Source organism: Streptomyces sp. TRM68416 (genome assembly GCF_014596915.1).
Classification (GTDB): domain Bacteria; phylum Actinomycetota; class Actinomycetes; order Streptomycetales; family Streptomycetaceae; genus Streptomyces.
Map to the genome: position 1 here is coordinate 205,011 of NZ_JACVWU010000013.1, position 19,633 is coordinate 224,643.

The 19,633-nt window shown below is 72.5% G+C and carries 18 protein-coding genes; 6 read left to right on the forward strand and 12 right to left on the reverse strand.

The window, feature by feature from the left end; translation table 11 throughout:
- The 4 genes from ICC28_RS21945 to ICC28_RS21960 form a co-directional block, all read right to left on the reverse strand.
- Positions 1–897, reverse strand: coding sequence for a dihydrodipicolinate synthase family protein (locus ICC28_RS21945; RefSeq protein ID WP_188290365.1), 897 nt, complete (start codon positions 895–897; stop codon positions 1–3).
- A 76-nt stretch (positions 898–973) separates the two neighbouring features.
- On the reverse strand, positions 974–2,332 hold the full coding sequence (locus ICC28_RS21950) for an NAD(P)/FAD-dependent oxidoreductase (protein ID WP_188290366.1): 1,359 nt from the start codon (positions 2,330–2,332) through the stop codon (positions 974–976).
- Positions 2,322–2,624, reverse strand: coding sequence for a (2Fe-2S)-binding protein (locus ICC28_RS21955; protein ID WP_188290367.1), 303 nt, complete (start codon positions 2,622–2,624; stop codon positions 2,322–2,324). The genes ICC28_RS21950 and ICC28_RS21955 overlap by 11 nt, the downstream gene beginning before the upstream one ends.
- Entirely contained in the window at positions 2,621–3,778 is a 1,158-nt protein-coding gene (locus tag ICC28_RS21960) for an NAD(P)/FAD-dependent oxidoreductase (protein WP_188290368.1), read from the reverse strand. Before ICC28_RS21960 ends, ICC28_RS21955 begins: the two co-directional genes overlap by 4 nt.
- Before the next feature lie 91 nt (positions 3,779–3,869).
- Here ICC28_RS21960 and ICC28_RS21965 point away from each other — a divergent pair, with 91 nt between their 5' ends.
- Entirely contained in the window at positions 3,870–5,282 is a 1,413-nt protein-coding gene (locus tag ICC28_RS21965) for an aminopeptidase P family protein (protein WP_188290369.1), read from the forward strand.
- 65 nt (positions 5,283–5,347) lie between these two features.
- Here the strand turns inward: ICC28_RS21965 and ICC28_RS21970 are convergent, their stop codons facing one another.
- On the reverse strand, positions 5,348–6,019 hold the full coding sequence (locus ICC28_RS21970) for a hypothetical protein (protein WP_188290370.1): 672 nt from the start codon (positions 6,017–6,019) through the stop codon (positions 5,348–5,350).
- 214 nt (positions 6,020–6,233) lie between these two features.
- Here ICC28_RS21970 and ICC28_RS21975 point away from each other — a divergent pair, with 214 nt between their 5' ends.
- Positions 6,234–6,884, forward strand: a complete 651-nt coding sequence (locus ICC28_RS21975; protein ID WP_188290371.1) for a helix-turn-helix domain-containing protein — start codon at positions 6,234–6,236, stop codon at positions 6,882–6,884.
- 32 nt (positions 6,885–6,916) lie between these two features.
- Positions 6,917–7,447, forward strand: a complete 531-nt coding sequence (locus ICC28_RS21980) for a toxin-antitoxin system, toxin component (protein WP_188290410.1) — start codon at positions 6,917–6,919, stop codon at positions 7,445–7,447.
- 187 nt (positions 7,448–7,634) lie between these two features.
- Here the strand turns inward: ICC28_RS21980 and ICC28_RS21985 are convergent, their stop codons facing one another.
- Positions 7,635–8,657, reverse strand: coding sequence for an alpha/beta fold hydrolase (locus ICC28_RS21985; RefSeq protein ID WP_188290372.1), 1,023 nt, complete (start codon positions 8,655–8,657; stop codon positions 7,635–7,637).
- Between the two features lie 220 nt (positions 8,658–8,877).
- Here ICC28_RS21985 and ICC28_RS21990 point away from each other — a divergent pair, with 220 nt between their 5' ends.
- A complete protein-coding gene (locus tag ICC28_RS21990; RefSeq protein ID WP_188290373.1) occupies positions 8,878–9,114 on the forward strand; it encodes a hypothetical protein in 237 nt (78 codons plus the stop codon).
- 59 nt (positions 9,115–9,173) lie between these two features.
- On the opposite strand, the gene ICC28_RS21995 is transcribed toward ICC28_RS21990, so the two are convergent.
- Both ICC28_RS21995 and ICC28_RS22000 read right to left on the reverse strand, forming a co-directional pair.
- Positions 9,174–9,854 carry a 4'-phosphopantetheinyl transferase gene (locus ICC28_RS21995; RefSeq protein WP_188290374.1) on the reverse strand — a complete coding sequence of 227 codons (681 nt, stop codon included), beginning with the start codon at positions 9,852–9,854 and terminating at the stop codon, positions 9,174–9,176.
- Positions 9,851–10,711, reverse strand: a complete 861-nt coding sequence (locus ICC28_RS22000) for a metallophosphoesterase family protein (RefSeq protein ID WP_188290375.1) — start codon at positions 10,709–10,711, stop codon at positions 9,851–9,853. Before ICC28_RS22000 ends, ICC28_RS21995 begins: the two co-directional genes overlap by 4 nt.
- 303 nt (positions 10,712–11,014) lie before the next feature.
- Between ICC28_RS22000 and ICC28_RS22005 the strand changes: the two genes are divergently transcribed.
- Entirely contained in the window at positions 11,015–12,124 is a 1,110-nt protein-coding gene (locus ICC28_RS22005) for an ATP-grasp domain-containing protein (RefSeq protein ID WP_188290376.1), read from the forward strand.
- A gap of 81 nt (positions 12,125–12,205) precedes the next feature.
- Here the strand turns inward: ICC28_RS22005 and ICC28_RS22010 are convergent, their stop codons facing one another.
- The 4 genes from ICC28_RS22010 to ICC28_RS22025 form a co-directional block, all read right to left on the reverse strand.
- Positions 12,206–13,045 carry a sulfotransferase family protein gene (locus ICC28_RS22010; RefSeq protein WP_188290377.1) on the reverse strand — a complete coding sequence of 280 codons (840 nt, stop codon included), beginning with the start codon at positions 13,043–13,045 and terminating at the stop codon, positions 12,206–12,208.
- Between the two features lie 207 nt (positions 13,046–13,252).
- The gene (locus ICC28_RS22015) at positions 13,253–16,315 is read right to left on the reverse strand and encodes an alpha-mannosidase (RefSeq protein WP_188290378.1); all 3,063 of its coding nucleotides are present in this window, start codon (positions 16,313–16,315) and stop codon (positions 13,253–13,255) included.
- Between the two features lie 65 nt (positions 16,316–16,380).
- A complete protein-coding gene (locus ICC28_RS22020; RefSeq protein WP_188290379.1) occupies positions 16,381–17,718 on the reverse strand; it encodes a 6-phospho-beta-glucosidase in 1,338 nt (445 codons plus the stop codon).
- Positions 17,715–18,479: a DeoR/GlpR family DNA-binding transcription regulator gene (locus ICC28_RS22025; protein ID WP_188290411.1), complete on the reverse strand. Its 765-nt coding sequence runs from the start codon at positions 18,477–18,479 to the stop codon at positions 17,715–17,717. The genes ICC28_RS22020 and ICC28_RS22025 overlap by 4 nt, the downstream gene beginning before the upstream one ends.
- Positions 18,480–18,607: 128 nt before the next feature.
- On the opposite strand from ICC28_RS22025, the gene ICC28_RS22030 reads away from it, so the two are divergent.
- Entirely contained in the window at positions 18,608–19,627 is a 1,020-nt protein-coding gene (locus ICC28_RS22030; protein ID WP_188290380.1) for a carbohydrate kinase family protein, read from the forward strand.
- Positions 19,628–19,633: the final 6 nt, after the last annotated feature.

Below are 19,633 nucleotides of genomic sequence, written 5' to 3' on the forward strand. Positions count from 1 at the left end.
CTACGCGAGCCCTGCGGCGACGGCCTGTTCGGTGGCGGTGCGTACGGCGGTCTCCTGCTCGGGGAGCAGCGGTACCCGGGGCGGTCGGCAGGGCCCGCCGTGGCGGCCGACGATGTCCATGGACAACTTGATGGCCTGCACGAACTCGACCTTGGAGTCCCACCGCAACAGCGGGTGCAGTTGCTCGTACAGCTTCTTGGCGGTGTCCAGGTCGCCGGCGACGGCCGCGCGGTACAGCTCGACGGTGGACCTCGGCAGCGCGTTCGGGTAACCGGCCACCCAGCCCTTGGCGCCGGCGATCGCGAGTTCCAGCAGGACGTCGTCGGCGCCGATCAACAGGTCGAGTTCCGGCGCGAGTTCGGCGAGCCGGTAGGCGCGGCGGACGTCGCCGGAGAACTCCTTGACGGCGTGGATGTGCCCCTCGGCGTGGAGGCGCGCGAGAAGTTCGGGGACGAGGTCGACCTTGGTGTCGATCGGGTTGTTGTAGGCGACGATCGGGATGTCCGCCTTGGCGACCTCGGCGTAGTGGGCGAGGACGGAGCGTTCGTCGGCGCGGTAGGCGTTCGGCGGCAGCAGCATCACCGAGGCACAGCCCGCGTCGCGCGCCTGCTCGGCCCAGCGGCGGGCCTCCGCGGAGCCGTAGGCGGCGACGCCGGGCATCACGCGCTCGCCACCGACGGCGGCCACGGCCGTCTCGACGACCTTGGCGCGCTCCTCGGGGGTGAGGACCTGGTATTCGCCGAGGGAGCCGTTGGGCACCACGCCGTCGCAGCCGTTCTCGACGAGCCAGGCGCAGTGTTCGGCGAACTTGTCGTGGTTCACGGAGAGGTCGTCGTCGAGCGGGAGGGCCGTGGCGACGAGGACTCCGCGCCAGGGGCGGTTCTGCGTGGCGGTCATCTGGTGGGTCCCATCTGCGTAGAGTGTGACATTTTACTGAATCTGGCCTGGGGGATACGGGTCGGAGCGCCCGCGCTCAGTCGCCCTCCCCCGCCCGCGCCAGCACCCCGAGCGGCACGGGTCGGGCGAACGGCCGCCGGGACGGGGTGGGTTCGCAGCCGGTGAGCCCGGCGACCGCCGGTCCGCACACCCGCCCCTGGCACCAGCCCATCCCGGCGCGCGTCAGCAGCTTCACGGTACGCAGGTCGCCCGCCCCGAGTTCCTCGACGGCCCCGCGGACGGCACCGGCGGTGACCTCCTCGCAGCGGCAGACGACGGTGTCGTCGGTGACCTGGTCGGCCCAGTGCGCGGGGGGCGGGTAGGCGGCGTCCAGGGCCGCCGCCGAACTCCGTAGCCGGGAAAGGGACTTGAGGGCGGCGGCCGCCGGTTCGGGGGCCGTACCGCGCAGGCGGGCGGCGGCGGAGACACCGGCGATGTGCCCCTCGGCCAGGGCGAGGGCCGCGCCGCCGATGCCGGTGGACTCCCCCGCCGCCCACACGCCGGGCACGTCGGTGCGCTGCTCGTCGTCGACGGCGACGGTCGGCCCGTCCAGGCGGCAGCCGAGGCTCTCGGCGAGGTCGGTGTGCGGGAGCATGCCGTGCCCGACGGCCAGGGTGTCGCAGGGGATGTGCCGCTCGGTGCCGGGCCGGACACGGCCGTCGGCGTCGAGGGCGGCGACGGTGACTCCGGTGAGGCGGTCCTCTCCGTGGGCGCGTACGACCGTGTGGCGGGTGTGGAGGCGGACGCGGTGGCGCAGCAGGCGGGCCGCGTATCCGGCGCCCTCGGGGAGCTTGGCGGCCAGGGCCGGGCCGTAGCGTGCGAGGCGCCCCGGGTCGGCCGCCTCGACGAGCGCCGCGACCTCGACGCCCGCCGCCGCGAGCCCGGTCGCCACGGGCAGCAGCAGCGGCCCGGTCCCGGCGACGACGGCTCTGCGGCCCGGCACCACGAGACCGCCCTTGAGCATGGCCTGGGCTCCGCCGGCGGTGACGACTCCGGGGAGGGTCCAGCCGGGGAAGGGCAGCACCCGCTCGTAGCCGCCGGTGGCGAGGAGGACGGCGTCGGCGTGCACGGAGACCGGCTCCTCCTGCTCGGGGCCGAGCAGGGCATGCACGGTGAAGCCGGCGGACTTCCGTTCCACGCACCACACATGATGGTCCGTCAGAAAAACGACGCCGCTTGCGGCCAGTCCGTCCCTGAGCCGCCGCCAGGTCGGCCACTGGTGGTGCAGCGCCTGCGGGCGGCTCGCGCGCAGTGCGGCGGCGGGCTGCCGGTAGAACTGTCCGCCGGCTTCCGCCGCCGAGTCGACGAGGGTGACGCGCAGGCCGCGCGCGTCGGCCGCGAGGGCCGCGGCGAGCCCGGCCGGGCCCGCGCCGAGTACCGCGAGGTCAGTCCTCATGGCCCGTCCCTTCCTGGGTGCGGATCGCGTCCCCAGGGCGCAATGGCACCAGGCAGGCACGCTGGTTGGGGCGGTCGTTGACGGTCACCAGGCAGTCGAAGCAGACGCCGATGCCGCAGAAGACACCGCGCGGCCGGCCCGCACCGCGGGTGGTGCGCCAGGAGGTGACGCCGGCCGCCCAGAGCGCGGCGGCGACGGTCTGACCGGGCAGTGCCTCGATCTCCCGGCCGTCGAGGGTGACCGTGAAGGCGGGTCCGGGGCGGGCCGCGGCCAGGTCCAGCGGTGTTCTCACGCGGCCTCCTCGGGCGCGGGGAAGCGGTCGGGGCGGAAGGGGGCCGGGTCCAGGCCGGGTGTCTTCCCGGTCAGGGCCCGGGCGATCAGGTGGCCGGTGCCGGTGGCGAGCCCGATGCCGGCGCCCTCGTGCCCGCAGGCGTGGAGCAGCCCGGGGACCCGCGGGTCGGGGCCGATGGCGGGCAGATGGTCGGGCAGGTACGGGCGGAATCCGACGTAGGAGCGGATCGCGCGGGCGTCCGCCAGGACGGGGAACAGCCGGGTGGCGCCCGCCGCCAGCGCCCGTACGACCGGCAGCGAGAAGGAGCGGTCGAAGCCGACGCGTTCCCGGCTGGCACCGATCAGCACCGGGCCCGCCGCCGTGCCCTCGACGACCGGTGAGGTCTGCAGGGCGGCCGAGTCGCTGGCGACGTCGGCCACGTAGTCGGCGGCGTACACCTTGTGGCGGACCAGGCGCGGGAGGGGCTCGGTGACGAGGACGAAGCCGCGGCGCGGCAGGACGGGCAGGTGAGTGCCGGCCCGGGCGGCCAGCTCGCCGCCCCAGGTGCCGGCCGCGTTGACGACCGCCGGGGCGTGGATCTCGCCGCGGTCGGTGCGCACGCCCCGCACCGCGCCGTCGGGGCCGCGCAGGACCTCGGTGACGGTGCGGCCGGTGAGCAGGCGGGCGCCGGAGGCGCGGATCAGGTGGGCGGCCGCGAGGGCGGGCATCACCTGGCTGTCCTGCGGGTAGTGGACGCCGCCCGGGAGGCCGGGGGCGAGGTGGGGTTCCAGCTCGTACAGGGCGTCGCCCGCGACCGGTTCGGCGAGGACCCCGACGGCGCGCTGGCCGTCGGCGAACCGCTCCAGCGCGGCGAGCCCGTCCGGGGTGGAGGCCACGACGAGGCCGCCCTTGGCCTCGTACTCGACGGCCTCGCCGAACTCCTCGGCGAGTTCGGCCCACAGGCGGCCCGACAGCAGGGCGAGGTCGAGTTCGGGGCCGGGCTCCTTGTCGGAGACGAGAACGTTCCCCTCACCGGCTCCGGTGGTGCCGCCGGCCACCGGGCCGCGGTCCACCAGCAGGACGTCGAGACCGGCACGGGCCGCGTACAGGGCGCAGGCCGCGCCCACCATCCCCGCCCCGACGACCACGACGTCGCAGGTCAGTCGCTTGTTCACGCCAGTACTATGTCACATGTTCCCTTCTCGGGGAATGCCCGCCACACTGGTCCCGCACAGGGGAACGCCACCACACAGCAGAGGGGCCGACGTGACCAAGGGCCGAAAGAACGGTCTGTACCGAGGAATCTCCGACGAGCTGTCCGCGCTGATGCGGACCGGCTGGGCCGACACCGAGCGCAGGGACCTGGAGCCCGCCGAGCAGGCGCCGTACGCGGCCCGCCGCCGCGCCGCGCTCTCCGCGCTCTTCCCGGGCGAGCGGCTGGTCGTCCCCTCCGGCGGCCTCCGGACCCGCTCCAACGACACCCACTACCCCTTCCGCCCGTACTCGGGCTACGTCCACCTCACGGGCGACCAGGCCCGGGACGGCGCCCTGGTGCTGGAGCCCCGCCCGGAGGGCGGCCACGACGCGCACTGCTACCAGCTCCCGCGCGACAGCCGGGACAGCAACGAGTTCTGGACCGGCTACACCGCCGAACTGTGGATGGGCCGGCGCCGCACCCTGGCCGAGTCCGAGCGCGTCCTCGGCCTGCCGTGCCGGGACATACGCACCATCGCCGAGGACATCGCCCGCGCCTCCGCCGCGCCCACCCGGATCGTCCGCGGCGTCGACCCGGCCCTGGAAGCGGCGCTCGCCACCGACGCGGACCGGGACGAGGACTTCGAGGAGGCCGTGTCCGGGCTGCGCCTGGTCAAGGACGAGTGGGAGATCGGCGAGATGCGTCGCGCCGTCGACGCCACCGTCCGCGGATTCACCGACGTCGTACGGGAGTTGTCGCAGGCCGTCGCCACCTCGGAGCGGTGGATCGAGGGCACCTTCTTCCGCCGGGCCCGGGTCGACGGCAACGACGTCGGCTACGGCTCGATCTGCGCGGCCGGCGAGCACGCCACGATCATGCACTGGCAGGACAACGACGGCCCGGTCCGCCCCGGCGAACTGCTCCTGCTGGACGCGGGCGTGGAGACCCGCACCCTCTACACCGCGGACGTCACCCGCACCCTCCCGATCAGCGGCACCTTCACGCCCCTCCAACGCGAGATCTACGACGCCGTGTTCGAGGCGCAGGAGGCGGGCATGGCCGCGGTCAAGCCCGGTGCACACTACCGCGACTTCCACGAGGCCGCCCAACGGTCGATGACCGAACGGCTGGTGGAGTGGGGGTTCATCGAGGGCCCGGCCGAGCGGGCCTACGAGCTGGGCCTGCAGCGGCGGTTCACGATGGCCGGCACCGGCCACATGCTCGGCCTGGACGTGCACGACTGCGCCAGGGCCCGCAGCGAGGAGTACGTGGACGGCGTGCTGGAACCGGGCATGGTGCTCACCGTCGAGCCCGGCCTGTACTTCCAGCCCGACGATCTGACGGTCCCCGAGCAGTGGCGCGGCATCGGCGTCCGCATCGAGGACGATCTGCTGGTGACGGCGGACGGCCACGAGAACCTGTCGGCGGCGCTGCCGCGTTCGGCCGACGGGGTCGAGGCGTGGATGCGCGAGCACGCCGGCTGAACAGCTTCACGTGCCCCGTCCGTGACGGGGCGCCGTCGGCGACCTGAACGCCGACGGTGCCCCGGTCAGGCCTCGGGGGCGGGCACCACGCTGAGGTGGGCCGCCGCACGTCGCGGGCGCCCCGACCTGCGCGAGGCGTGCGCCGTACGCCGCGCGTCGCGCAGTACGAGCGTCATCCGCGTGTATCCCATCTCCTTCAGGGTGCCGGGCGTCTCGTCCACGATGCGGCAGTCGGTGGCACCCCAGCGCGGGTCCGGGTGCAGCAGCGGGCGGACGGCGCCGTCGTGGGCCACGGCCCGCTCGCCCACCGTGCGGATCCAGTGCGGCAGGCCGTGCCGGTAGGCCGCCTCCATGATCGGGTCCTGGGCGATGTCCCGGCGGATGGCCTGAAGGCCGTGGTCGTGGCCGTGGCGCTCCACGGCGGCCGCGAAGTGGGCCAGCATCGGCAGGCACCAGCTCGACTCGTGCTCGCCGAGGACGGTGCCCGCGTCCGGGTGGAACAGGACGAACCGGAGGAAGTTGTCACCCGGCATGGCCGTCGGATGCGGCCCGACGCCCCGGAAAAGTGACGCGAAAGCGGTGTTGGCCAGGACCACGTCCCATCGGTGGTCGAGGACGACGGACGGGAAGGGCACGGCCTCCAGCAGAGTGGTGTAGTCCTGGAGGTACCCCTGGACCTCGGGGCTCTCGGGGACGGACCGCAGTTCCGATCGCTGCCCTCCTGCCTGATGTGCCATCCGGAGGTCACCCCTCTTGCCTCTGCGGCCCTGACGCGGCGCCCCGATCCTGCTGCCCGGACACGACCGGTGTCAACTATCGTGGCATTTCATGCCGGTTGACGGCTGAAATAGGCCACAGTTGTGGCGAGACCTGGATGTAAGTTCGAACGACCGGCTACTCTCCGGGAAGTTCACGGCAATCGCTTGTGAGAGAGACGTAGGAGTTCTGTCGGTGACGGGTGGCTTCGAAGGTCCGGGCGCCACGGGGACGGCTGCGCTGCCGGCCGTCGTCGCTCGTGTGACCGCACTCGCCGACCGGCTCGGCGTACCGCACGCCGAGGTCTTCGACACCGGCCGTCTGTCCGTCGCCTGCGGCGTTCCCGAACCTGTGGTCAAGGCGCTGCTGAGCGGGCGCCCGGCGGGCGAGCCCGACATCCAGGCCCGCTTCCTGCAGCGGCTGGACCTGCTGCGCCGCACCCGGCTGAAGCCCAACGGACGCAAGTACACCCAGCAGGAGATCGCCGACGGGGCCGGCATGTCGCGCCAGCAGGCCGGCGCGCTCATCAACGGCGACCGGCGCCCCACGATGGAGCACTGCGACGCCATCCAGCGCTTCTTCCGCGTGCACGCCGGGTTCCTCACGGCCGAGGATCCCGAGGCGCTCGCCGGCGCCCTGCAGCGCACCGAGCAGGAACTCCTCCAGCAGCTCGCCGAGCGGGAGGCGGCCGCGGCCGCCGAGGACCCGCTGGAGCGGCTGCTGCAGGACCACGGTGTGCGCGGGATCGCCTGGCGGGCCGCGCAACTACCCACCGACCAGCACCGCGACAAGGTCGCCGAGTGGCTGGACATGCTCCTGGAGAGCGTCAAGCGGCCCGAGTCGTGACCCGGGGGAGAACTGTGAGCATCCGAAGGGAAATGCACCGCCTGTGCGGCGAGTTGGTCGGAGAGCTGGAGCTTCCCGGCCCGGTGCCGCCCGCGGACCTCTACGGCGCGCTGTGCGGGTCGATGGCCAGACGGCGCGGCCGGCCCGTCCACTTCCGTACGGCGGCCTTCCCGGTCGGCACGGCCAGCGGGCTGTGGCTGGACATGCGGGACCAGGATCTCGTCGTCATCGAGGAACGCACCGCCCCCGACCACCAGTTGGTGATCCTCGGCCACGAGCTGTGGCACATGAAAGCCGGTCACCACGGCCACCACGTCGAGGGCGCCGCGGTCGCCGCCCGCCTCCTCCAGGACGACGCCGACCTGGAGGCGACGGTACGCAAGGTGGCCGCCCGCAGCCGCTTCGACCAGGCCGACGAACAGGAGGCCGAGAGCTTCGGCCTCCTCCTGGCCAGCAAGTGCCGCACCTGGCTGGCGGGTTCCTCCCTACGGGCCCCCGTCCAACGGGACCGCCTGGCAGGCCGCATCGAGGCATCCCTCGGCTACCGAGGCTCCCAAACCTGAACCCACCAACCCACACCACCCACCAAGGCCACAGGCCCACCAACGCCCACTGCACCCCGGCCACCGGCCGTGAGGGAGCCGAAGGGCGCGCCGGTGTCGAGGGACCGAGAGCGCGCAGGCGCGAAGCGCTGAGCACGGTCGGTCCCTCGACACCGGCTGAGAGCGCCCGCAGGCGACCGAACAATCATCACGTAGCGCTGCGTTCGCTGGCTTCGCGCAGGTCTCGGTCCGCCGCGCGGTTGCGGGGCGTGTCCCGGCGGCCCTCGCACAGCAGGTCCCGCCAGCGTTCGCGGCTCCAGTCGGCCGGGGCCGTGGTCGCCGTGAACTCCTCTACCAGGGAGACGAAGCGGCCGGGGTCGGTGTGGAAGGGGAAGTGGCCGGCGCCCTCGAAGATCTCCAGTCGGCTGCCGGGCATCGCCTCGTGCGCCCCGAAGGCGTGCCGTACCGGTACGACGCTGTCCCGGTCGCCCCAGAGCAGCATGGTGGGCATGCCCTCGGTGAGGTAGCAGCGGTCGAGCATGGTGACGACCTGGCCGCGCCAGTCGACGACCGCGCGCAGGGTGCGGATGAAGGCGTTGCGGGCGGTCTCGTCGGGGAGCGCGTCGACGAGGGTGAGCAGTTCCGGCGCGTCCTGGCCGAGGTCGGTGTCGAGGAGTTTCATCAGGCCGACGGTCAGTCCGACCTGGAGCCGCATGCCGGGCAGGCGCAGTGCGGACAGCAGCAGGTGGGCGCCGGGTACGGAGACCAGCCGGAGGACGGGGTTGACCTCGCGGCCGACTCCGCCGGCGCTGACCAGGATGAGCCGTTCGGTGCGTTCGGGGAACTGGTAGGCGAACTGCATGGCCACTCCCCCGCCGAGCGAGTGTCCGACCAGGGTGGCGGACTCGATGCCGAGGGTGGTGAGGAGGTCGCGGACCCCGTTGGCGTAGGCGGCGACGGAGTAGTCGGCGCGGGGTTTGTCGGAGGCGCCGTGGCCGAGCAGGTCGGGGGCGATCACGGTGTGGGTGCGGGCGAGGTCGGGGATCAGCTCCGCCCAGGTCGCGGAGGAGTCTCCGATGCCGTGGATGAGGACCAGTGCCGGCCCCTCGCCGGCCATGCGGAAGGCGCGCCGGTATCCGTGCACGACGCGGTACCGCAGCTCCAGTTCGCCATCGCCCACGGGACGCAGCCGTACGGCGCGCACCGGGCGCCGGTGGGGGACGTCGACCACGTGCTCGCCTCCTGGCACAGGGGCCCCGCGGCGGGGGCCGAGGGCCTGTGACTCCAGCGTAGAGGTGCCTTCAACCAGGGGGTTTCGGCCAGGTTTCGCCTCCGCTAAGCGGGCGAACCGGCGGGCGGCCGGGCCCGATTGTCAGTGGTGGGCGGCAAGCTGGAGTCGCGCCCTGTTCTGCGGGGCGGGAGACGACGCCGACTTCGGGGAGAGCCGACCGATGCCCACCGCCGTTCTGACCGACCGTGAGCGTACCGCTGTCCAGGCCTATCTACGGCTGCTGCACACGGTGCGGGCGGCTTTCGATGTCGCTGGCGGGCCGCCGGGAGAGGGGCGGCCGCCCGTGGTGCCGCCCTCGGTGCTCGCGGAGGCGGAGCGGGCGTTGGCGGACGCCGGGCTCGCGGGCAACGAGGAGGAGTTCTTCGGGCTGTTGCGGGGCTGGTGTCCCGAGCCGTGACGAGGCCGGGGGACGGGGGCACGCGGGGGCGGGCCAGAGGCGAGGCCCAGTGACCGGGGTCAGGGGTGCGCGACCGTCACGGCGGTCGCCACCAGCCCTCGCCCCACCTTCCAGCGTCCCTCGAAGTGGTCGAGGCGCCGGCCGCCGACGAGGGGGCCGGGGACGAGGAGTGCGGCGCGGAAGGTGCCGCTGTGGCGGTCGCCGGGGTCGGCGCGGAGTTCGATGTCGGCCTCGGTGAACTCCAGCCACTGCCCGGTGAGCGGGAACCACGCCTTGTAGACGGACTCCTTGGCGCTGAACAGCAGCCGGTCCCAGCGGATCGCGGGGTGGTCGTGGGTCAGTGTCCCGATGCGCTGCCGTTCCCCGGGCAGGGAGACGGCGTCGAGGACGCCGTCCGGGAGCGGCTCGTGGGGTTCGGCGTCGATGCCGAGGGAGGCCAGGTCGGTGGCGCGGACCAGGGCGGCGGCGCAGTAGCCGTCGCAGTGGGTCATGCTGCCCGCCAGTCCGGCCGGCCAGCGCGGGGCGCCCCGGTCGCCGGGCAGGATGGGCTGTGCGGGCACGCCGAGCTTCTCCATGGCGCGGCGGGCGCAGGAGCGTACGACGGCGAACTCGCGGCGTCGCTTCTCGACGGCCCGTGCCACGACGGCCGCCTCCTCCGGGTACAGCGGTGCGGGTCCGGACTCCTCGTCGCTGTACGACTCGACCGTCACCACCGGGTCCGGCAGCAGTTCCTCGATCACTGCGTCCCGTCCTCCCTGGGCAGTATGCGGCGCAGCCGTCCCGGTGGTTCCGGTCGCTTGCGCCATTCGCGGGGGTATCCCACCGACACCTCCTCGAAGCGGACGCCGTCGTGCCAGGTGGTCCGCGGGATGTGGAGGTGGCCGTAGACCATGGTCTCGACGCGGAACCTGGTGTGCCAGTCCGCGGTCAGTCCGGTGCCGCACCACATGGCGAACTCGGGGTACCACAGGATCTCCGTGGGGTGCCGGTCGAGCGGGTAGTGGTTGACCAGGACGGTGGGCAGGTCGTCGGGGAGGGCCGCGAGGCGGCGTTCGGTCTCGGCGACGCGGGCGCGGCACCAGGCCTCGCGGGTGGGATAGGGGTCGGGGTGCAGCAGGTATTCGTCGTTGCACACGATGCCGGTGCCGTGCGCGTAGGTGAGTCCCTGTTCCTTGGTCGTGCAGCCCTTGGGGAGGAAGGAGTAGTCGTAGAGCAGGAAGAGCGGGGCGACGACGACGGGGCCGCCGGGGCCCTCCCAGACGGGGTAGGGGTCCTCGGGGGTGGTCACGCCGAGGTCGCGGCAGAGGGTGACCAGGTAGTCGTAGCGGGCGACGCCGCGCAGGGTGACGGGGTCGCGGGGATGGGTCCACAGTTCGTGGTTTCCGGGGGCCCAGATGACCTTGCTGAACCGTCCGGCGAGAGTCTCCAGCGCCCAGCGGATGTCGGCCACGGTCTCCGCGACGTCGCCGGCGACCAGGAGCCAGTCGTCGTCGGAGTCGGGCCGCATCTTGTCGACGAGGGTGCGGTTCTCCTCGTAGCCGATGTGCAGGTCACTGATGGCCAGCAGCTGTCCGGCACCGCCGACCGTCGACGTCACCTCTCGTCCCCCTCCGAACTCCGAAAGCACCACGAGAACACATTCACGCTACCGGGACAAGGCGGCTTCCCGCCGGAATGGGACCGCTTTCTGTGCGGAACGTGAGCGTTCTGCGACCGGGGTCGTCATGATCGGGGAATCCGTAACACGTACGTTGCACGCGGGGCCTTGGCGGGGCCGTATGATCGCCCCAACACCACCGCCTGAACTTCCCTTCGCACGGGGCGGTTTGGTGTACCTCCCATCCCCCTGGCCGGGCACGGCCTGCTTCGCCGTGCCCGCGAACCGTGAAAGGCGGCCTGCATGGTCTCTCGCGTACGCGTCTGGCTCAACCGCACGTACGCGGAGAACGTGTTCTTCATGGATCAGCTGCGCCGAAATCCCAGCGATCGGGCCGTCGAGATCCATGCCACCCACGGGGACGCCGACTCGCCCGTGCTGGCCGCCGCCGACACCGCGGAGCTGGAGCCGGAGGGCCTGTCCCCGGCGGGTTACGTGGAGTACGCGCTGGACCAGTGCGCACGGCGCGGCATCGACGTGTTCGTGCCGCGGCTGCACCAGGCCGCGGTGGTGGCGCACCGCGCGGAGTTCGAGGCGATCGGCACGGCGCTGATGGCGCCGCCGCCGGAGGCGGTGTCCGTCTTCCACGACAAGGTGATCGCCTACGAGGCGGTCCAGGCGATCGGGGTGCCCGTGCCGCCGTGGTGGCGGGTCCGATCGGCCGACGAACTGATGTGTGCTGTGGCGGAGTTGGAGGCGCGGGGCCACCGGGCGTGCTTCAAGCCGGCGTCCGGGGCGGGCGGGGTGGGCTTCCGCGTGATCACCCGCACCCCCTTCTCACTCATGCATCTCAGCGGGTTCCCGAGCCCCTATGTACCGCTCGACCTGGTACTGGGGGCGCTGAAGGAGGCCGAGGAGGAGGTCGACTGGCTGGTGATGCCGCGGCTGGAGCAGCCGGAGGTGTCGGTGGACTGTCTGACCGGGCCGGACAACCGGGTGCGGATGGCGATCGGCCGCACCAAGAACGGGCGGCGGCGCGGGTTCACGCTGCACGAGCAGTGGATCGAGCCGGCGGTGCGGATCGCCGAGGGATTCGGGCTGCACTATCTGTCCAATGTGCAGTTCCGGATGCTCGGGGACCGGCCGGTGCTGATGGACGTGAACACGCGGCCGGCCGGCGGGCTCCACCAGCTGTCCCTGTGCGGCGTCAACGCCCCTTGGGCGGCGGTGCAGTTGGCGCTCGGGGAGGACCCGGGCGAGGTCGTGCCGCCGTTCCTCGGGCAGGACTACACGGTGGTCTCGGGGCCGCGGCCGCTGCGGCCGGCGTCGTTGCCGCAGCAGCGGGTGGAGGAGCCGCTCCCCGCGATCAACTCCGTTGGGATGGTGGGGGCGGGTCAGGTACTGCCGCTCTAGGTTGACTTCCGGCCGCGGGTTTGCGGGGGCTGGGCGCGCGGTTCCCCGCGCCCCTTCGGGGCGCGCCCAGACCTCCCCCGCTCAGTACCCCCACTCCCGCGCGATCTCCTTCAGGCGCGGCGGGAGGTCGGCGGACGGGTCGGCGGTGCGGGCCGCCTGGATACGGCCGGACTTGATGGTCGGGGACCAGTCGCCGAGCTGGGGACGGAACCGTCCGTGGTCCTTGCTGCCGTAGTCGAGCATCGCGGCCTCCCAGGGGACGCCGAGGTGCTCGCAGATGCCGCGGGTCACCTTCTCGGGCTCGGCGGTGAGGTCCTCGTACGTGATCACATGGACGTTGTCGAGGCCGTGGCGCGCCTCCTCCAGCTTCTCGCTGTACTGCGTGACCTCGGCGAGGATCGCCTCGTGGTCGGGGTTCGCTCGGCGGTCGGTGAGGGAGGCGATGATCGCGCCCGGGTGGCGGAGCAGCAGGATGTAGCGGGCGTTGGGCCAACAGCGGTGCAGTCGCCGCCAGATGAGGGTGTTCGGCGGTGTCTTGTCGACGATGACGTCCTTGCCGCTGCGGGTGAGTTCCAGGTGGAGGACCCGGTCCCACAGGACGTGCTCCAGCTCGTGCTTGTCCAGTTCGAGCGCCTTCATGGCGGCCGCGGTGAACGAGCGGGACAGGTTGACGTGCAGGGTGCGCAGATGCATCTCGTGCGGGGCGCGGATGCGGCTGTGGCTGTTGAGCAGCACACGCAGCAGAGTCGAGCCGGAGCGCACCGACGACAGCACGAACACCGGTGAGTCCACCAGGCGCGGGGCGGGCGGAGCGGTGTAGGAGTCGGCCGCGGTGGGGCGGTCGGCCGCGCTGGGGCGGCTGCGGGGCGCGGGTACGGCGTTCAGGGTGGTCCGGCGCGGTGGACTCACCGCCTCCTTCATCAGCCTCCCCCGCCGCCTCAGTCCCTTTCCGATCGCGTGAATGCGCGGGTCTCCCACGGTTCCACCTCTCTCTCGCGCGCCTGCCGCACGCATCCCAGGGGCAGCAGGCGAACCGCAGGTGACGGGGAAGCGAAGCGCCGTGGTCACGGAACCCTCAATTCCGGCCGTGACCAGGCGCTTTACCGCTTCCTTAAAAATTCCTGGGAGTTACTGTGCAGCCGCCTGCGGTGTCCTGGCCAGCCGCAGGGTCAGAATCTGGAACGGCCGCAACTGCACGCGGACGGCTCCGGCTTCGGTCTCCGCGTCCTCAAGGGGCCGCTCCAGCAGGTCCGTGACCTGCGCGCCGGCCAGCGGGAACCCGGGGTGCAGGAGGCCCTGGGCGCGGCCGCCGCGGGACTCGTAGAGGCGCACGACGACGTCGCCGGAGCGGTCGTCGGCGAGCTTGACGGCCTCGACGGTGATGCCCTCGCCGGTCACGGAGACCACCGGTTCGGGGGCGCCGGCCGCGTCCGCCACGCGCAGCGGCAGGTTGAGGGCGTACCCCTCGGCGACGGCGTCCTCGATGGTCGCGCCGGGCAGCAGCGCGTAGGTGAAGCGGTGGCGGCCCTGGTCGGCCTCGGGGTCGGGGACCCGCGGGGCGCGGACCAGGCTGAGGCGGACCGTGGTGGTCGTACCGCCGTCCTCGCGGACCGTGCGGGAGATGTCGTGGCCGTAGGTGGAGTCGTTGATCACCGCGACGCCGTAGCCGGGTTCGCCGACGTGGACCCAGCGGTGGCCGGAGACCTCGAAGCGGGCCGCCTCCCAGCTGGTGTTGGTGTGGGTGGGGCGCTGGATGTGCCCGAACTGGATCTCTGCGGAGGAGTGCGGGGCCCGGATGTCGATCGGGAAGCCCGCCTTGAGGAACTTCTCGGCCTCGTGCCAGTCGATCTCGGTCTCGAAGTCGATACGGGGGCTGTCGGCGCGCAGGGTGATGGTCTGGGTGATGGTCGAGCCCTTGCCGAAGGCGCGCGTGACCCGGACGGCGCCGACGAGGGAGTCCGCCTCCACGACCGTGATCTCGGTGGCGTCCAGCAGGTCGGTGTAGCGGTTCTTGTAGTGCTTGTCGACGTCCCAGGCGTCCCAGTAGTTGGGCAGGTCGGTGTGCAGTCGCAGGAGGTTGCCCTTGTCGGCGAGGACCTCGCGGCCACCGGCCCGCAGGTCGCGTACGGAGGCGAGCGTGCCGTCCTCCGCCAGTTCGACGCGGACCAGGCCGTTGTCGAGGACCCGGCCGTCGACCGTGACGGGCCGTTCGGGTGCGGCGGCGGCGAGCGGGGCGCTGTGGCCGGCGGGCACCTCCACGTACGCGGGGGCGCCGTCGGCCGTCCGCACCACCTCGGCCCGGTCGTACGGGCTGGTGTTGAACACCCGGCTCCCGCCGCCGCCGAGCGCGGTGACCGCCTCGGTCGTGAGGGTCTCCAACTCCTCTGCGACCCGGGCGTACTCGGCCTCCGCCTCCCGGTGCACCCAGGCGATCGAGGAGCCCGGCAGGATGTCGTGGAACTGGTGCAGCAGCACCGTCTTCCACAGCCGGTCCAGCTTCTCGTACGGGTAGGTGTAGCCCGGCGCGTGCAGGGCCGCCGTCGTGGCCCACAACTCCGCCTCGCGCAGCTTGTGTTCGCTGCGCCGGTTGCCCTGCTTGGTGCGGGCCTGGGTGGTGTAGGTGGCGCGGTGCAGCTCCAGGTAGAGCTCGCCGACCCAGACCGGGGCGTCCGGGTACTCCTCGCGGGCCTTGGCGAAGAACTCGTCGGGGTGCTCGACGACGACCTTGGGCGAGCCCTCCAGGTCGGCCAGCCTGCGCGCCCGTTCCATGATCTCGCGGGTGGGGCCGCCACCGCCGTCGCCCCAGCCGAAGGGGGCGAGGGAGCGGTTGGCGCCGCCCTTCTCGGCGTAGTTGCGGACCGCGCGGGACATCTCCTCGCCGCTGAAGCGGGCGTTGTAGGTGTCGATGGGCGGGAAGTGGGTGAAGATGCGGGTGCCGTCGATGCCCTCCCACCAGAAGGTGTGGTGGGGGAAGGTGTTGGTCTGGTTCCAGGAGATCTTCTGGGTGAGGAACCACTCGTTGCCGGCGAGCTTGGCGAGCTGCGGGTAGGCGGCGTTGTAGCCGAAGGAGTCGGGCAGCCAGACGCCCTTGGTCTCGATGCCGAAGTGCTCGATGAAGAACCGCTTGCCGTGCACGAGCTGGCGGGCGATGGCCTCGCCGCCGGGCAGGTTGCCGTCGGACTCGACCCACATGCCGCCGACCGGCGCCCACTGGCCCTTCTCGACGGACTTCTTGATCCGCTCCCACACCTGCGGGTAGTGGTCGCGCACCCACTCGTACTGCTGGGCCTGCGAGCAGGCGAAGACGAAGTCCTCGTACTCCTCGGCGAGGGCGGTGACGTTGGAGAAGGTGCGGGAGGTCTTGCGCTTGGTCTCGCGGATGGGCCACAGCCAGGCGGAGTCGATGTGGGCGTGGCCGACGCCGGAGACGACGTGGGCGCTGGCGTGGGCGGGCTTGGCGAGCACCGGCCGCAGCGCGTCCCGTACCTGGCCCGCCGAGCCGGAGATGTCGTCCAGGTCGAGCAGGTCCATCGCCCGGTCCAGGGCATGCATGATCTCGTGCCGGCGCGGGTCGTGCTCGCCGAGCTCCAGCATCAGTTCGCGCAGCACCTGGACGTCGAGGTCGAGGTGGAAGACCTCTTCGTCGAGGACGGCGAGGTCGGCGCGCCTGAAGGTGTAGAGGGGCTTGTCGCCGGCGGTCAGGACGTCGCCGAGCGGGGTCGGGCCGGCGAAGTCGTTCGCGAGGATGTCGGGGTTGGAGGCGGCCTCGACCAGGTAGTCGATCCGCTCGCCGCCGGCGGCCGGGTGGGCGACCGGCACGTACTGGTTGAGCGGGTTGACCGCCTTCAGCGGGGTGCCGTCCGCGAGGTGGACCAGGGCCTCGGCCTGGTTGCCGGGCCAGTCGCCCACGAAGCCGAGGTCGATGACCGACTCGACGCGCCGGCCGGCCCACTGCTCGGGCACCTGTCCGCGCATCCGGAACCAGGTGGTGCCCCAGGGCGGGCCCCAGGGGGTGTCCATGGCGAAGGGCGTGTACGGGGCGGCCGCGGCCTCCTCGAAGGGGACCGGCTCCCCCGGCGCCTGCCAGGCCTCCACCTCGAAGGGGACGGTGGCCGCGTAGAGGGCGGGCTTGATGCGCTGGTTGTGGAGGCGCTCGACGCGCTCCTCGATCCGCCGGCGTTCGTCGTGCATGAAAGTCTCCAGTGGGCGTGCGGGGGAAGCGCGTCGGTCGGGAGAAAGCGCTTACCGCGATGAGCTTACTTAAGGTACGCCAGGCCGGGGTGGACCTCGGTGTAGCCCTCCACCAGCCTGCGGGCGACGTTCACGGAGTCGACCAGCGGATGCAGGGCGAAGGCCTTCACGGCGGTGGTCCGGGAACCGGACTCGGCCGCGGCCAGGACCTCGCGCTCGACGGCCTTGACCGAGCAGACGAGCCCGGTGGCGTGGTCGGGGAGCGGGTCGACGGCGACGGGGTGCGCGCCGTTGGCGTCGACGAGGCAGGGGACCTCGATGACGGCGTCGGCGTCGAGGACGGAGAGCGTGCCGCGGTTGCGCACGTTGAGGATCAGCGTGGTGCGCTCGTCCCGGGCGATGGCCCGCATCAGCGCGAGGGCGACCTTCTCGTAGCCGCCGGAGAGGTCGTCGGCCTCGCGTTCGCCGGCGCCCGCGGTCTCCCGGTTCTCGGCCATGTACGTCGCCTCGCGCTCGGCGCGGGTGCGGTCCCAGGCGGTCAGTGCGGAGCGGTCCGGGTTGCCGGTCTCCTCGTAGAAGCGGGCCTGCTGGTCGCGGAGGAAGGCGCCGCGGGTCTGCTCGGCCTCCTGGTAGGCGCGGACGGCCTCGCGGTTGAAGTAGTAGTAGTGCAGGTACTCGTTCGGGATCGCGCCGAGGGACTGGAGCCAGTCGGTGCCGAACAGCCTGCCCTCCTCGAAGGAGCCGAGCAGTGCGGGGTCGGCGAGCAGCCGCGGGAGTTCGTCGCGGCCGGCGACGCGCAGGCCGCGGACCCAGCCGAGGTGGTTGAGGCCGACGTAGTCGATCCAGGCCTCCGTCGGGTTCGCGCCGAGCACCCGGGCGATACGGCGGCCGAGGCCGACCGGTGAGTCGCAGATGCCGATGACCCGGTTGCCGAGGTGGCGGGACATGGCCTCGGTGACCAGGCCGGCGGGGTTGGTGAAGTTGATGACCCAGGCGTCGGGGGCGAGGCGGGCCACGCGCCGGGCGATCTCGACGGCGACGGGGACGGTCCGCAGTCCGTAGGCGATGCCGCCGGCGCCCACCGTCTCCTGGCCGAGGACGCCCTCGGCGAGCGCCACCCGCTCGTCGTTGGCGCGCCCCTCCAGGCCGCCGACACGGATCGCGGAGAAGACGAAGTCGGCGCCGCGCAGGGCCTCGTCGAGGTCGGTGGTGGCCTTGACCCGGGGGGCGTCGAAGACCTGGACGGCCTGTTCGGCGAGCACGCGGGTGACCGCGGAGAGCCGGCGCGGATCCAGGTCGTGCAGGACGACCTCGGTCACCCGGCCCTCGCCGTGGTCCCCCAGCAGCGCCCCGTACACGAGGGGCACGCGGAATCCGCCGCCGCCCAGAATCGTCAGCTTCATGCCTGCGCCTTTCCTGCCACGACGACGTCGACGCCGGCCTCCTCCAGGGAGGAGCGGGTCGCCGCGTCCACGGGAGCGTTCGTCACCACCACGTCCAGGTCCTGCGGACCGCACACCTTCGCCATACCCGTCCCCGGGAACTTCGCCGCGTCGGCGAGCAGGACGACCTGGTCGCTCGCCGCGATCATGGCGCGCTTGACCGGGACCTCGACGACGGTCGTGTCCATCACCTGCCCGCCGGGGCGCACCCCGCTGGTGCCGAGGAAGAGCCAGTCGGCGTGCAGCTGGCGCAGGTTGTCCTCGGTGAGGAAGCCGACCAGGGAGCGGTACTCGCGGCGGACCATGCCGCCGAGCAGGACCAGTTCGATGCCCTCGTCGTCGGCGAGTTCCTCGTAGACCACCAGGTTGCTGGTGATCACGGTGAGGCGGCGGCCGTGCAGCTGCCGGGCCAGCCGGTAGGCGGTGGTGCCGATGTCGAGGAGCACCGACTGGCCGTCGGCGACCATGGCCGCCGCGCGGGCCGCTATCGCGTCCTTCTCGGCGACTCTGATCTCGGCGACCTCGGCGAAGGGCTGGTCGCCCTCGTCCACGACCGCGCCGCCGTGCACCCGGGTGAGCAGTCCGTCCTCCTCCAGCTTGACCAGGTCGCGCCGGATGGTGGCGGGGCTCACGCCGAGCTGCTCGGAGAGGTCGGTCACAGCCGCGGGGCCGCCCGAGCGCAGGGCCCGCAGGATGAGTTGGTGTCGTCGTTCTGCCAGCACGGCGTGAACACTACTCGTCATTCTCAATCAAATCTATGCTCACTTCTGCTCGACTATTGACCAATCTCGCAGAGCGGCGCACGATTCCGTGCACCGAAATCGAACGGTTCTGACGAGAGGGCGCTGCCTTGGACGACGACCGGCCCGACGTGCTGCTGACCGGGCTGCTCTTCTACGACCTCGTCCTGACGGGGCTCGGGAAGCCGCCGACGCCGGGTGAGGAGATCTGGACCTCCGGGATGGGCAGCGGCCCCGGCGGCATCGCGAACCTCGCGGTGGCCGCGTCCCGCTTCGGCCTGCGGACCTCCCTGGCCACGGTCTTCGGCGACGACTTCTACGGCGCCCACTGCCGCGAGGTCCTCGCCGGCCAGGAGCACATCGACCTCTCGCTCTCCCGCACCGCGGCCGGCCGGCCCACCCCGGTCACCGTCTCGCTGGCCTACGGCGACGACCGGGCCCTGGTCACCCACGGCCAGGAGCCCCCGTACTCGCAGGACGCGCTGATGGGCGACCCGCCCGAGGCGCGCACGGCGCTCGTCCACATCGAGGCCGAGCCGCGCGAGTGGATCGGCAAGGCCGCCGCGAACGGCACGCTGATCTACGCCGACGTCGGCTGGGACCCCACCCAGCGGTGGTCGTCCGACCTGCTCGACCAGCTCTCCCTGTGCCACGCCTTCCTCCCCAACGAGACCGAGGCGACCGCCTACACCCGCACCGACAGCGCGGCCGCGGCCCTGCGCGCGCTCGCCGAGCTGGTGCCGGTCGTCGTGGTCACCCGCGGCGGCGACGGAGCGATCGCCGTCGACCAGACCACCGGCGAGTACGCGGAGGTCCCGGCCCTCGACGTCGATGTCCTCGACGCGACCGGCGCCGGAGACGTCTTCGGCGCGAGCTTCGTCACCGCCTGTCTCGGCGGCTGGCCGCTGGCCGAGCGGCTGCGCTTCGCGGCGCTGGCCGCCGGTCTGTCCGTACAGCAGCACGGCGGCGCGCTCGCGGCGCCCGGCTGGTACGGCGTCGACCGGTGGTGGCGCTCGCTCACCGACCCCGAACTCCGGCGCGCGTACGGCTTCCTGGCCGACCGGCTCCCCGCGGACCCGGGACCCCCGGTCCGGCACGCGCCGGTCACTCCCCCCGCACCGCACCACTGACCCCCT

Excerpts from the sequence above, each read along its gene's own strand:
- ICC28_RS21945 (WP_188290365.1), bottom strand. The coding sequence starts at position 897 with ATGACCGCCACGCAGAACCGCCCCTGGCGCGGAGTCCTCGTCGCCACG.
- ICC28_RS21950 (WP_188290366.1), bottom strand. The coding sequence starts at position 2,332 with ATGAGGACTGACCTCGCGGTACTCGGCGCGGGCCCGGCCGGGCTCGCC.
- ICC28_RS21970 (WP_188290370.1), bottom strand. The coding sequence starts at position 6,019 with ATGGCACATCAGGCAGGAGGGCAGCGATCGGAACTGCGGTCCGTCCCC.
- ICC28_RS21980 (WP_188290410.1), top strand. The coding sequence starts at position 6,917 with ATGCACCGCCTGTGCGGCGAGTTGGTCGGAGAGCTGGAGCTTCCCGGC.
- ICC28_RS21990 (WP_188290373.1), top strand. The coding sequence starts at position 8,878 with ATGCCCACCGCCGTTCTGACCGACCGTGAGCGTACCGCTGTCCAGGCC.
- ICC28_RS22005 (WP_188290376.1), top strand. The coding sequence starts at position 11,015 with ATGGTCTCTCGCGTACGCGTCTGGCTCAACCGCACGTACGCGGAGAAC.
- ICC28_RS22010 (WP_188290377.1), bottom strand. The coding sequence starts at position 13,045 with ATGAAGGAGGCGGTGAGTCCACCGCGCCGGACCACCCTGAACGCCGTA.
- ICC28_RS22015 (WP_188290378.1), bottom strand. The coding sequence starts at position 16,315 with ATGCACGACGAACGCCGGCGGATCGAGGAGCGCGTCGAGCGCCTCCAC.
- ICC28_RS22020 (WP_188290379.1), bottom strand. The coding sequence starts at position 17,718 with ATGAAGCTGACGATTCTGGGCGGCGGCGGATTCCGCGTGCCCCTCGTG.